General features: G+C 45.8%; 14 protein-coding genes. 5 read left to right on the top strand and 9 right to left on the bottom strand.

The window, feature by feature from the left end:
* Positions 1 to 36: 36 nt before the first annotated feature.
* The 3 genes from AC1DVJ_RS15925 to gpr all read right to left on the bottom strand — a co-directional run bounded on the left by AC1DVJ_RS15925 (position 37) and on the right by gpr (position 2,993).
* Entirely contained in the window at positions 37 to 432 is a 396-nt protein-coding gene (locus AC1DVJ_RS15925; RefSeq protein WP_477592216.1) for a DUF3679 domain-containing protein, read from the bottom strand.
* Positions 433 to 456: 24 nt separating this feature from the next.
* Positions 457 to 1,686: a stage II sporulation protein P gene (gene spoIIP / locus AC1DVJ_RS15920; protein ID WP_477592215.1), complete on the bottom strand. Its 1,230-nt coding sequence runs from the start codon at positions 1,684 to 1,686 to the stop codon at positions 457 to 459.
* A 302-nt stretch (positions 1,687 to 1,988) separates the two neighbouring features.
* A complete protein-coding gene (gene gpr / locus AC1DVJ_RS15915) occupies positions 1,989 to 2,993 on the bottom strand; it encodes a GPR endopeptidase (protein ID WP_477592253.1) in 1,005 nt (334 codons plus the stop codon).
* Positions 2,994 to 3,579: 586 nt separating this feature from the next.
* Here gpr and AC1DVJ_RS15910 point away from each other — a divergent pair.
* From AC1DVJ_RS15910 to rpsT, 3 genes are all read left to right on the top strand, one after another.
* Positions 3,580 to 3,780, top strand: a complete 201-nt coding sequence (locus AC1DVJ_RS15910; protein WP_477592214.1) for a hypothetical protein — start codon at positions 3,580 to 3,582, stop codon at positions 3,778 to 3,780.
* Positions 3,781 to 4,176 (top strand): hypothetical protein, encoded by a 396-nt coding sequence (locus AC1DVJ_RS15905; protein ID WP_477592213.1) that lies wholly within the window; start codon positions 3,781 to 3,783, stop codon positions 4,174 to 4,176.
* 450 nt (positions 4,177 to 4,626) lie between these two features.
* On the top strand, positions 4,627 to 4,878 hold the full coding sequence (gene rpsT, locus AC1DVJ_RS15900; protein WP_056609803.1) for a 30S ribosomal protein S20: 252 nt from the start codon (positions 4,627 to 4,629) through the stop codon (positions 4,876 to 4,878).
* A gap of 63 nt (positions 4,879 to 4,941) precedes the next feature.
* Here rpsT and holA read toward each other — a convergent pair whose 3' ends face one another.
* The 6 genes from holA to AC1DVJ_RS15870 all read right to left on the bottom strand — a co-directional run bounded on the left by holA (position 4,942) and on the right by AC1DVJ_RS15870 (position 11,770).
* Positions 4,942 to 5,961, bottom strand: a complete 1,020-nt coding sequence (gene holA, locus AC1DVJ_RS15895; protein WP_477592252.1) for a DNA polymerase III subunit delta — start codon at positions 5,959 to 5,961, stop codon at positions 4,942 to 4,944.
* Positions 5,962 to 6,168: 207 nt separating this feature from the next.
* Complete coding sequence (locus tag AC1DVJ_RS15890) at positions 6,169 to 7,392, bottom strand: anti-sigma factor family protein (protein ID WP_477592212.1); 1,224 nt, start codon at positions 7,390 to 7,392, stop codon at positions 6,169 to 6,171.
* Positions 7,389 to 7,937: an RNA polymerase sigma factor gene (locus AC1DVJ_RS15885; protein ID WP_477592211.1), complete on the bottom strand. Its 549-nt coding sequence runs from the start codon at positions 7,935 to 7,937 to the stop codon at positions 7,389 to 7,391. The genes AC1DVJ_RS15890 and AC1DVJ_RS15885 overlap by 4 nt, the downstream gene beginning before the upstream one ends.
* Positions 7,938 to 8,196: 259 nt before the next feature.
* On the bottom strand, positions 8,197 to 10,776 hold the full coding sequence (locus tag AC1DVJ_RS15880; RefSeq protein WP_477592210.1) for a DNA internalization-related competence protein ComEC/Rec2: 2,580 nt from the start codon (positions 10,774 to 10,776) through the stop codon (positions 8,197 to 8,199).
* Positions 10,777 to 10,965: 189 nt separating this feature from the next.
* Entirely contained in the window at positions 10,966 to 11,478 is a 513-nt protein-coding gene (locus AC1DVJ_RS15875) for a deoxycytidylate deaminase (RefSeq protein WP_477592209.1), read from the bottom strand.
* 103 nt (positions 11,479 to 11,581) lie between these two features.
* Positions 11,582 to 11,770, bottom strand: coding sequence for a ComEA family DNA-binding protein (locus AC1DVJ_RS15870; RefSeq protein ID WP_477592208.1), 189 nt, complete (start codon positions 11,768 to 11,770; stop codon positions 11,582 to 11,584).
* 43 nt (positions 11,771 to 11,813) lie between these two features.
* On the opposite strand from AC1DVJ_RS15870, the gene AC1DVJ_RS15865 reads away from it, so the two are divergent.
* Positions 11,814 to 12,095: a hypothetical protein gene (locus tag AC1DVJ_RS15865; RefSeq protein WP_477592207.1), complete on the top strand. Its 282-nt coding sequence runs from the start codon at positions 11,814 to 11,816 to the stop codon at positions 12,093 to 12,095.
* A gap of 249 nt (positions 12,096 to 12,344) precedes the next feature.
* Complete coding sequence (comER, locus tag AC1DVJ_RS15860) at positions 12,345 to 13,178, top strand: late competence protein ComER (RefSeq protein WP_477592206.1); 834 nt, start codon at positions 12,345 to 12,347, stop codon at positions 13,176 to 13,178.
* Positions 13,179 to 13,185 lie beyond the last annotated feature (7 nt).

The raw sequence follows: 13,185 nt of genomic DNA, 5'->3' as shown, positions 1-13,185 counted from the left end.
ATTATAGCAGTTGTGGGAAGTCGGAGCAATGCACAGCTAGCCTTTGCCTAAAACAGCATCAAACAAAGAGATAAACAATTTAATGCCGTGGTGCGCTGTAATCTGTAATACCTCACCCAATTTATTCCCTACACGGTTTAATGAATTATCATGAATGGCTGCAGGATCAGTCTTGGGCTCAGTAGGTTGTTTGGCTTTAACAGCTGTATCTTTAACATCTTTTACAGATGGTGTAGGCGTTGCTTTAGCGACAGTTGTGGTTACTTTGCCAGGCGCTTTGGTAGGTGCCGCTTGCGGCGCTGCTTTGGAGGAAGGCTGAGGACCTTCAATGCGTTCCATGCCGCTAGATGCTAGACTGACGCCGAACAAAATACAGAACAGCAGCAGGAGTCCAAACAAGCCTACCTTGATATAAAAGTGCCTCAGCCTCATCGCATTGCCTCCTAAGCGTTATTCTTACGATTTTTTGGGCGTAACCGCCGGTGCATCCACTTTTTTCGCATTTAAAATCACTTCCGAGATCGCTTCCGCCAGCCAATCGGTCGTACGATAACATTCCTCGAGGGTATTGTAAGGACCGCCCACTTCGATCAAAATACTATTTGGTGAAATGTTTTGGTTATATAATCCGTTGCCCTCGCTTGCTTCTTTCGCATGAATTCCCTTTGACACACCAGGGTGCTTCTCTTCCAGCACTTGATGAATTTTGCTTGCAAATTCCTCATTCTTTTTCCAGTTCGGATTTTTTCCACCGATGATAAAATACACCTGCGCGACATCCTTGCCGTCAACGGTTGCTGTTGTTTTATTGCGCACAGCAGAATCACGATGAATATCGAAGAAGTACTGTAAATCCTGATGCGATGTCATTGCTTCCTGTAATGTTTTTAATGAATATTTGTAGGAGTACGGATATTCAAAATTTTTGACTGTGCTTGGATACACGGTTGAGGAATGAACAGCACCAATGCCGTCTTTCTCGAGGTTCTGAGCTAGCCGCTGACCTACGGAGATGATATTCACTTTATCGCTGTAGGCTTTATCTGGGTCTGTTATGCCTTTCAGTTCTGGTAGAAATGACTCATTACTATGTGTTTGATAAATAAAAGCGACATTATCTCCTGCGGTCTTAGGTGGTTGACCAATAGCACTTGGTGCTGGGGTTGTGCTGCTGGCAGGCGTTGGTTCTATAGATGGCGATGGAAGTGGAAATCTAGCTTCTGCCTCCAAATTATTAGATCCCGGATTTAAATCAGAGGGGGCACTCGGATTCGAGTCGCTGCCTCTTACCAATACCGTCGATTTAGTCAAATCCATACCGGGCACTTCGCTTGCGACTAAGCTTTTGGGATCACTCGGATTAATATCCGTCATCATTTGAAAAGCGAAGTGAAACACATTGTGTTGGGAGAAAGTGAACTTCTTCTGATCCTTATTTAAATGAGGGACTTCCATACCCAACATATCGATGAAAAACTGATTCGTGACAGATGCGGCGAGACCTTTCATAGAAGAAACCGGTGATGTGGTCATTAATCTGCTTTGCAGGACACCACCCAGCCCAATTAGAACGAAAAGAGCTAAGGTCGAGGTGCTGAGTACCATAAATGTTTTCCCGACGGAACTGGCGCTCTGAAAGGTTTTGCGAACTTGGCTGAAATTCCATGTGGCTGATGTCCATTTCATAGTTTGATTCCTCCTAAACTATCTTAATTCAATCTATGAAACGAGCCCGAACGATAGAACTAGTTTCACTAGATTTTTTTGACCACATAAGAATTCACTAGTTTCCGAGATTCGGAAGAACAAATTCTTATTGGCGATAAAAACAACCACGAAGGGCTTCGATAGAAGTTTTTATCATAGAGAAGGATTAAGTAGTATGTGCTGTAAATCATGGAAAGCGTGAGACGGAATTATGCGGGATGCTAAAACAAACGCCAAAAAGAACTGACCACTTAAAAGCGGACCAGTTCTTTTCCATGCAATTAGTGCGTATAAGCAGCTACGTTATCGACATCCACTGCGTCATGTAAAGCTGCATTCAAGCCGCTTGCAATGATATTAGCAATGTCTTCAATAAACTGGTCAATCTCCTTCGGTGTGACAAGCAGATCATGTCCGACGGGGTTTAGCACCTCTTTAACTAGCTGCAACCGCTCGTCTTCGTTGATATTGTCCAGAAGTCCGAAAATCTGTCCCGTATTGCTCGTTTGACCGCTGAAATGCTTCTGCATCAAATCAAAGGCATTATTCACTATCGTTGAGGCATATACAACTGTCGGGACACCAATTGCAATAACAGGAATACCCAACTGCTCCTTCGTTAAGCCTTTGCGTTTGTTGCCAATACCTGATCCCGGGTGGATGCCCGTATCCGCTATTTGAATCGTCGTGTTCACACGGTCCAAGGATCTGGAGGCGAGCGCATCGATGGCGATGATGAAGTCGGGTTTAGACTTATCCACAATCCCTTGCACGATATCGCTGCTTTCAATCCCCGTGGTACCTAGAACACCTGGAGCAACGGCGCTCACAGCACGATATCCTGGGCTCACATCTTCAGGAACTAACTCAAAATAATGTCGGGTGACCATAATATTTTCAACAACAAGCGGACCTAATGCATCGGGAGTTACATTGCCGTTACCCAGACCAATAATAAGGGCTTTCGCATTTTTGGGAATACCGACTTGCCGCAAAAACTGCTCGAACTCCTGAGCCAGCTTTGTCGCAACACGATCTTGGAGTTGACTGTCTTTCTCTCGTAATGCAGGTACTTCAATGGTTATATAATGACCAAGCATCTTGCCGAGCGCCTTGGATCCTTCTTCGTTTAGGACGTTAATTTTGGTAACGCGGATGCCGTTCTCCCGTGTAAACTCCTGTTCAATCCCAGGAATCGGCTGTCCTTGATTGGCTGCGTGGACCATATCCCTTGCATCAAGTGCAAGATCGGTTTGTGTATTAAATGCGCCTAAGTCCATTGACAGTCCCCTTTCTCCAAATATAGAAATGACTTTGCTTATTGTGTGACAGAAGCCCTGCCCTTATGCAAAGGGGAAGCTTTGAGGAAATTGCAGACCGGGCAGTCTTTACCGTTCCATCTCACATCATTCTCCCGCACCCMCATTAGTCCGAAATTATTGAATTAATTTCACTGGCCGCGTCATCTTTTCTTGAATAGTCCTAAAATGCCAAACTAAATCGACCATATCAACCAGCAGTTAAGAAAAATGGGTAATTAATTCGGCGGAATCCGACTAATTGTCATTTTGAGCTAGGAATGGTCCATTTAGTTCGAATATATCGAACTAAAGTTGGTTCAGACCTGAGCTTGCGCGAGAATCAGTCGTTGTGAACAGCGATGGCAGACCACTGAAAACTCATACCACGGAATGTCAAAATGGGTACTGCTTGTCGACCTGGGGATGTTATGATAGTCTTATATTGTCTGAATCTAATATCAAGTACGCGAAAGCATGCGCCTTCACACTTCTCATTTGAGACGTGGGGAGGCGCTATTCATTTTGGCTGGATAAGCATTTAAGGAAAAGGAAAGGCGAAGCTCTGAGGAAATTGAAGACTGGTCATGCCTATGCCGAGAAAGAGTTTCTCCGCGAGCTTTGGTGGCGCGCATTTGGGCATTTTAATTATTTGCATCCGGAATATGAGGTTGTTGACTTTGCAGACGGAAAGAGATATATCGACTTTGTATACATCCGTTCTGGCATTCGCATCGCCTTTGAAATCGACCCATACGGAACTCACTACGACTAGATGGACCGAAGACAATACTCGAACCAATTGGTGCGCCACATGCACTTGGTGAACGATGGATGGATCATTGTTCGGATCAGCTTGGATGACATCCAGGAACGTCCTCGTCTTTGGCAAGCGCTGCTCCAACAGCTTATAGGAAGCTTATTCGGAGATCACGATTCCGCTACAAGTCATTTAAGCACCCGGGAAAGAGATATTCTGCGGTTAGCCTTACGATTGGAGAGGCCGATTAAGCTCGCAGACGTCAGGGAAGGGCTCCAATGCGGATATGATACAGCGAGAAAACAAATTCGGCTTTTAGAAGAGAAAAAGTGGCTTCGCCCTGAAATCAAAGGCGTGGCGAGGGTTCATTCTTGGCTTGTTGATACGACTCGCACGCCGCCATTGTTGTAACAATGAGCTTGTACTTCAGCGCCCGATCCAGTTCCCCGATCCCACTCCTGCTACTGTTACTGCTCCCGATCCCCCATTAGTACGAAATTATCGAACTAAACTCACTGTCCGCGCAAACATTTCTTGAATAGTCCTAAAACACATGACTAAATCAACCTAAACAACCATCACACAAGAAAAACGGCTAAATAGTTCGGTAGAATCTGACTATTGGTTCATTGGAGAAAGGAATCGTCCGTTTAGTTCGGATATATCGGACTAAAACAGGTTTGAGCGAGAGCTGAAGCGAACCACAGTTGGTATGAACTGCTTATGAACACCCAATGATGACCACTGAAAACCTATTGACAGCTCTTGCATTTTGAAATATTGCGTGGTAGAATACTTAAAGTTGTCAGCAAACATACAAATGTAACGTTGAACGTGTTTTGTAAGTAGGAGGTGAATTTCATGCCAAACATTAAATCCGCTATTAAACGAGTAAAAGTTAGCGAAAAGCGTCGTCTTCGCAACGCTTCCCACAAGTCCGCTTTGCGTACTGCTGTGAAAGCTTTCGAAACAGCTTTAACCCCTGAAGCTCTAGTTTCTGCTTCCAAGAAATTAGATAAAGCTGCTTCTAAAGGTTTAATCCATAAAAATGCCGCTAACCGCAAGAAGTCCCGTCTAGCTAAAAAGCTAAACGCTCTTTCGGCTCAAGCGTAATACACGGACATAAAGCAAAAGACTAATCCTCCTAGGAGAATTAGTCTTTTTTCATTCCCCATCTTAGGCAGCCAGCCTAAGAAGGAACAATTCCAACCCTAAAACCTTATCGATTTTCCCCGTTTTCATCTGCAAATCGAGATCAGCTAGCTCGCCCATAATCCGGCTCAGCTTCTCCCCATCATACTTCCGGGCCTGCCCCTCCGCGACTTTGACCGCAAAAGGATGTAAACCAATCTGAGATGCCATCTGCTGCTGGGAGTAGCCTTGTTTACCAAGCTCTTTGACCTGCAGCATGATGCGGAATTGCCTCGCAATGAGCGAAGCGATTTTGATCGGCTCTTCACGCTGCTTAAGAAGCTCCTCCAAGATCACAAAAGCCCGCTCCAACCGGACATTGACAATATCTTCGATGAGAATAAACACATTCTGCTCCGTGCTCCGAGTGACCAATTGATCTATGACGTCTGACGTCGCTTCACCACCGGCTCCCACATACAAGGAAATCTTCTCTAATTCTGCCGATAACGATTGCAAATTACCACCCGTATACAGAATCAACTGTTCTGCAGCCCCGCCTAAGAATGTAAAGCCAAGCTGACTTGCTTGTTTAGCTACCCATTGCGTCAATTCTTCAGGACTCAAAGATAGGAACGGCACCGCGGCCTCCATGTCCTTTAACGCTTTTACTATTTTCTTACGCTCGTCCAATTTATCGGCATCCACCGTGAACACCACAACCGTATGCTCCGCTGGAGATTTCAAATAAGCAGTCAAGCGATCCATATTGTGCTCAAGCTTCGTATTCTCCTTTGCACCCGTAAAAAATAATGCATTTTTAGCAATGACCAGTTTCTTTGGCACCATAAATGGTAATGTTTCAGCATCATCTAGTGCCGATGAAAGCGGCATTTCACTCAAATCGAACTTACTCACGGCAAATTCCCGATCTTCCGGACCCATTAACGAATCCGTTAGAATTTGAATAAATTCGCGCATTTTATATTTCTCAGGACCGTAGCACAAATAAACGGGTGCCGGGCGGCCTGCTTGTATATCTTTTAATGCTCTTTTCGCGTCCATAACTGACATTCACCCCTCCCGTTCATTTTACCAACAACAAAGGGATTACGTCAAAGTCCGAAGACCTTGAAGCAATCCCTTTGCCAGTCTATTTAAACACCGATTTAAGGCTCTAGAAACCTTAGCACGTGTGGATGAATGAACTGTCCCTTGTTTCCTAAGATAGTTTACGCAATCAAAGCCAGTTTGGTGCAACGATTCTTACTTTTATTTATTGGCTTCCGTTTTCTCAATCACATCGATAAGAATAGTTTGGAGGGTTCCCTTACTCGTAACCTCATAGAACAACTTGTCGTCCTTCGACCACTCCAGCAGCTTGATTTGATCATCTGCCTGCCATACATGCTTGGAAGCATAGATAATCTCATGCGTAAGGCTATTTCGAATGACAACATGAGCATCTTCTACAGTAGCCTCATATACACCTGTTGTAGACTTCAGCAACGTATCATCAAAGGTAGAAGATAAGGAAAGGATACCTTGACTCGCATTTGTACGGTCTGTACTCGTAGGATCTACAGTAGGAACCGGAGCTGATTTCCTCACAGGCGACTCCGTCGCCTTCGGTTCTAGCGATGACTGCGGTACGCTCAAGCCTGCTACAGGGGGAATTGTCTCCGAATTCTGATCTCCGATATCTATCTTTGTATCGGATGCGTCCATATCCCTCAGCCGCTCTGGAGCAGAAGTAGATGGCGATATTTGTTTAGCCCCTGAGTCACTTCCACCGGCCGGCGCGCTGTAAGCACCTGGCTTCTCAAGCTGCACTTTGGAGGTAGACTGCGGCAAAACCCCACTGCCTACTGACGAATTTAATTGGTCTGTCCCATTTACGAATGTATCTGCCATTGGAGCGTTCGGTAACCCTTCGTTAGACGGTGCGTTTTCTTGTTTTAAAGCTTTGCCATCGTTTCCTTGCAATTGGTTCATGTCTGAAGCAGTGGCAGCACTTTTTTCAGTTGCGCTTTTGGACTCAGAACTTCTATGAGAAATCAATCCGTCCGCATTGTCGAGAATAGGATTCTGCATATTAAATGCAAAGAATCCAATAATCAATCCCGCGGCAACAACACCGCTTGCGAATTTCCAGGAGAACTGTTCTTTAAAACGGCTCGAACCTGAGCGTTTAGGCTCTTCATCAGATTCTACCCTTGAAACCCTTGATGGTAAGCTAACCATATTGTCCGACTTAGACGTTATTGTTTGTTTATCCAATTCAAGCAGCTGTGGCATAATGGCATCAACCAAGCTGAAAGGCGGCGTAACCTTAGGAAGCTGGGACAATTCGTTCGACAATGCCTGCAGACGTTCAAACATCTGGGCGCAGTCCAAACAATGCATAAGGTGAGCATGCAGCTCATCTTCCTCTTTTGGAGCTAAATCTCCATCTAGCTGTCTTTGCATGTACAACATCACCTCTTGACATTTCATCCCCGAACACCTCCTTTCTGATAATCTTGGAGTAGCGACTGTAAGGTGTGTCTAGCTCGGAATAAGTAAGACTTCACCGTATTAAGTGGTAAATTGAGTGATTCTGCAATTTCATGATACGAAAAGTCCTGCAAATAACGAAGAACAACCACAGTGCGATGGTGTTCGGGAAGTTTCTCAATTGCTTCTCTAATATCCTGAGCTAGGTAGCCCGTCAATATTTCGTGTTCTACATTAGTATCAGCTGTAAACGTCATCTCATGCTCATCCATTGAAACCGTTGGTTTCGCTCTGCGAAATTTATCGATGCAGATGTTCGTAACAATCCGCTGCACCCACGTTTTGAACAAGGCTTTTTCTTCGTAGGAATTAATTTTGGTATAAATCCGAAGAAGTGCTTCCTGCGAAGCATCAAGCGCATCCTGTTCATTATTTAAAATATAAAAAGCCGTCCGATAAACGTGAGACTCAATCTCTCGCAATAGGGTAATGAGCGCATCACGGTCACCGGCTTGTGCTGATTTTACCAGTTCGGGTGCTATCACTGGGATCCCTCCCCCTTGCAATCTTACTGACGCAATCGCATCTCATAAGGTTGCAATATTATTAGAATAAATATAGTACATCTTGCATCTATCAGAATAACAAATAATAAGCCATATAACACCTTTTAGACGTAATAAAGATTAATTAGTTTCAAATTAACTCCAGATTGACATAGAAATAGTCTTAGAAGAACACTTCCACAAGGAAATGCTCCAGCTAAGGCCACTACAAATAAGCATCAAACTTTAAATTTAGGCTCTAGTTCCCTAACTTCTTTCGGGTGAAAATCCCGTCTTCTCGAACTTCCATTTGCACTTCACCCATAAGATCGGTGCGGAAAATCCCCACGTTCGCCTTGACTAAATGATCCATTATTTCTGGAGAAGGATGTCCGTATGTATTCATAACTCCAACAGAAATGACGGCTACTGCTGGCTTCCAATAGGTTAACCAATCGGGTGTTGTCGAGGTTTTGCTGCCATGGTGGGCTATTTTAAGAACATCAATTTTATGATCTGATGAGGATGAGGAGGAACGCAATGACTTGTTATCACTCGCTATTAAGTCAGGGTGGTCAAGCAAATAATCAAGCACTACCGCTTCGGATTCTTTCTCCATATCCCCTGTAAACAGCCAACGTGTACCTTGCATTTCGAGCAAAAAGACAACCGATCTAGCATTCTGCTCTTTGACGATTTCGATCATTGTCTGGTTCGTTTCAAGCGGATAAATCACTTGCAATCTCGTCTGTGGGTCAATCTCGATCCAATCTTCGACTTGCGCGGGTAATAAGGGAACTTGCTTTTGCACGAGTGTAGAAAATAGGGTCGTCATGCTGCTGCTCTCCTTAAAAGTCCCATTAAATAGAAATTGCTTCACTGGTATTTGTTCAATAACAGCTTGTAACCCGCCACTATGGTCGGCATCCTCATGGGTGAGCACGAGAAGATCTAAGCTTTGTATACCTCGTTTCTTGAGGAGAGGAACTAGCAGCTTTTGCCCCACCTCATAAGGGTCCTTGCGGATTTTCCAATCATCACCCGGTTTACGGAACGTGAGTGTCCCACCTCCATCGATTAACATATGGCGACCGTAAGGTGTACGAATCAGAATGGCATCGCCCTGACCGACATCAATAAATTGCACAAGACCTGTTCGTTGAAAGCGATTCGGCGAATAACCGATCCACAAGAGCATAAGAAAACCGCTAATTGCAAGGAGTAAGGTAAGTTTCACACTTATTTGCTTGGTGCTTTTGCTGCTGTCGAAGTCCAACATAATGGGAAGCTCATCCTTTACGGTCAGGTAGCTGCGATGCCAGAACACATAAATGAGAACCAGGAAACCGTAATAAAAATAGATCCACGGTATACTTGGGGATGGCCAAATCATTTTGAGATGAGGAATTTGCTGGAGTTGATCTGTTATCCAAAATATGAATTGATTCAGCCAAGCGATCAGCGAGCCTAATCTTTGACCTAGAGGGATATATAGCAAACCGAGTGCTAGTGCAACCAAGCCTGCCGGAAACACAATCATGCTGATAACAGGAACCAATACGGCATTCGCCAACCAAGACAACAAAGAAAATTGATTGAAATAGTAAATCGAGACCGGAAAAGAGACGGATTGAGAGACTAGCGTGATGGCGAGGGTATTTTTGAGAGTCGGGGAAGTCACGTAAGGTGAAAGCAAGTCAGTAACTCTTTGTACACCAAGAATGAGTCCCAGTGTGACTAGGAACGATAGTTGGAAGCTTACATCGAGCAAAAAGTAAGGGTCCCATAGAAGCATCGCCCATGCGGCTACAGCAAGTATGTGAAGCACTTCCTTCATACCTCCACGCCTAGCTGCGTACAAAGCAATCATCGACATAAGCCCAGCCCTTACAATGGACGGGGATGCCCCTGTGACGAGAACGTAGAACGGAAGCAGGCACATACAGATGAGCAGATACCTCTCTTTCGTTACTTTGAAGCGGCGCATGATCCAGATGCACACAGCTAGAAACACGGCAATATTTAATCCAGAAATGGCTAAAATATGGGTCAGTCCCAGCTCCGAAAATTGCTGGAAACGGTCTGGATCCAGATCGTCGGTGAGCCCGATCAGCATGCTCTTCATGAATCCCGCCTGCGACGCGGGAAAGATCACGTCCATGCGCCTGCTGAGCGCAGCCCGCAGTTCGTCGTTCCAGCGCAGCAGCTGGACGACGCTAAGGCGCACAGCCGCAGGCTGCACCTGCGCCTGATCCACCCCTTTGGCTGAAAGCAGCCAATGGGTGTGGTGAAGGCGCAGATATCGGCGGTAGTCGAAGCCGCCGAAGTTGCGGGCCGGGGACGGGCTGCGCAGCGTCCCCGTTAACGTCAGGGCGTCGCCTCGGCGCCAGCCCGACGCCACGGCTTGCTGCGCCTGCTCCATCAGGCGCAGCGAGACCTGCACGCTTTCCCCGCCGAGCGGGAAAGCCGTGGTTTCGCCCAAGCGGACGGACTCCGCTTCCACAGTAAAGCTAGCCCTGTCACCGTCAATGGTGACAGGGCTGGCAAAACGGCCGAGCAGCGTGACCTCGCTGCCGCTGGGGCTGATCTGCCCCTGCTGCGCCAGCGGCAGGGCAGTGATGTTGCGCTGGTCGGTTCCTTGATAATAGCCGTAGGCTATTACGACCAGCAGCAGGGCGCCTAGCGACTGCCGACCAGGCAGACGCAGCGCGTAGAGGATGACGAGCGCGGCTAGCAAAAGCGCGCTCGTCATCCAGGACAGCCACGGGAGCTCGGTATAGATAGCGAGCACATAGCCACTTATCCACAGACAGCATCCTTGAACAACTGGTCTTTTCATGATACGTGATCACTCCTTCTTAATGAGAATGAGATAATGCTCCTCTTTAAGCTCGTTTTCCGAGCATAACAATCGTGCCGCTCCTTCTTTAGCTCGTCCCCAGCCATTATAAACAAACAAAAAACCTCCCCCTAGCGCACCCTATTGGCTGCTTCTAGAGAGAGGTTCTTCCCCCTCAACACTCGCTATTTAGTTCACTACCTCTGAAACCGTACCTGATGGTGGTTCATAGACTGTCATCTGACGGAATAAAATTCCTCTGGCTCCCATCAACTGGCTAACCTTCTCGTGATCCTTCGGATACCCCCTATGGAACACAATCTCGGTCACTCCACTGTTAGCTAACATATTCGCGCAAGTCCAGCATGGTTGATCGGTCACATAAACTGTGGAACCCTCGCGATCCTCGCGATCGGTAAACAACAGCAGGTTCTGCTCAGCATGAATCGTGCGTATACAGCGGTGCTTACGCACGACTTCCTCTACATCGGCAACAACCTTCAGCTCGATTTCTTCAACAAGCATACAACCTTCTTCCGTGCAATCCGGGACGCCCATCGGAGCGCCGTTATAAGCTGTACCGAGCAGCTTTTTCCCTTGCACAAGGACTGCTCCAACATGTCTACGATTACACCGCGAGCGTGTGGAGGCCATATAAGCGATATCTAGGAAATACGTATCCCAATCTTTCCGGATGCTCATGATGATTGACTCCCTCCTGATGACTCGTTTTTTCATTTAGTATTCTCGAAACCAAAACTATTTCTAGTATTTTCTCATATTTTACTAGAAATGAAAAGATGAGCTAGGATGGAGCCACAAACAATAGCTCCTTTAGCTTCTCGAACATTTTGTCACCAATGCCTTTCACTTCCATGAGCTCTTCAAGTCGTTTGAATCGTCCCTTTTTGGTACGGTATTCGATTATGGCCTTGGCCTTACTTTCACCTATACCTGGCAGCTTATCTAATTGCTCTAACGTAGCAGTGTTCAAATCTAAAAGTCCATTTTGTGCTTCGGTCGATGAGGTTGCAGCTTTGGAAGAAGTTGAACTTATGGATGAAGGTGCGGGGCTAGCGGCAACGGAAGAAGATGTAGGAGTACCTGAGGAATTAGGAGTTTGGTCAGACTTTAAATCCGCCTTAGATGAGTTTTGGATTGAGTTTGAGGTTGAGGTCGAGGTTGGGGATGGGGTTGAAGTTGAGGTTGCAGGTGAACTCGACTTTGGCGTAACTGTCGTTTTCCCCTCTTTCTTCTCATTGGCTTCTTGCACTAGTAAAGCTTCCATCTGCGTATTGATCGGCATGAATGCCGTTTGAATCGTTGGTTGTCCCCCGCGGAGAAATGGCCACACAACCCAAATAAAAAGCGAGATGCCCCCAAGGATCAACAAGAGTCGCTTTATTTTATTTCCAAAAAAATCCACGGACTACCTTCTTTCTTAGCATATTTGTGAATAGGCAACCATATACATGAAAAAGCGTCCCAATGACTACACGAATTGTGTGCGACCGCGTAAATAGGTTGGTTTTCGTATAAAGACTGATTTTTTCGGGAGGGATTACTTGATGAAAGCTGGATTCATCGGTACTGGGAGTATGGGAAGTATACTGATTGAAGCATTCATTCATTCCGGGGCATTCAATCCCGAGCAAATTATCGCTAGCAATCGAACATTACGTAAAGTTGAACTGCTTGCGGAGAACTATCCTGGCCTGCAAGTGGCGGAAACGAATCGTGAAGTCGTGCGCGGAAGTGATTTGATTTTCTTATGTGTCAAACCATCTGAATTCAAAAAGGTTATTGATGAAATCAAAGAGGACGTGCTTTCCTCTCAATTTATAATTTCCATTACGAGTCCTATCCTGATTAAGCATCTAGAAGGCCTTTTACCAGCCAAAATAAGTAAAATCATTCCAAGTATCACGAACTACGTACTAAGCGGTGCTACGTTATGTATTCATGGGAATCGCATGCAGCCTGAGGATATGGAGTGGCTTGAAAATATTTTCACGCATATCTCTACTCCGATACGTGTGTCTGAAAATTACACGAGGATTTCCTCCGATTTATCTAGCTGTGGTCCTGCTTTTCTTGCTAGCTTTATTCAAGCTTTTATCGATGCTGCTGTGGAAGAAACGGGTATTTCTGCTGAGGAGGCCACATTGCTGGCCAGTGAAATGACGTTAGGTACAGGTAAATTGCTCACAACGGGAGGTTTCAATCCTGTCAGCTTACAGAAACGAGTATCTGTCCCTGGCGGCATTACTGCGGAAGGCTTGCGTATTTTGGAAAAAGAACTATGCGGGGTTTTCTCTCAGGTTATTCGTGCTACTCATGCCAAATATGAAGAAGACATTGAGAAGGCCGAGCTGCTCTTTCCTTTGAAACAACAGCAGTAGCCCTCTC

The sequence above is a fragment of the Paenibacillus sp. P4_A9 genome (genome assembly GCF_056402415.1).
Note: the sequence above shows the minus strand (reverse complement) of the source record. Positions and strands in the feature narration are given on the sequence as shown.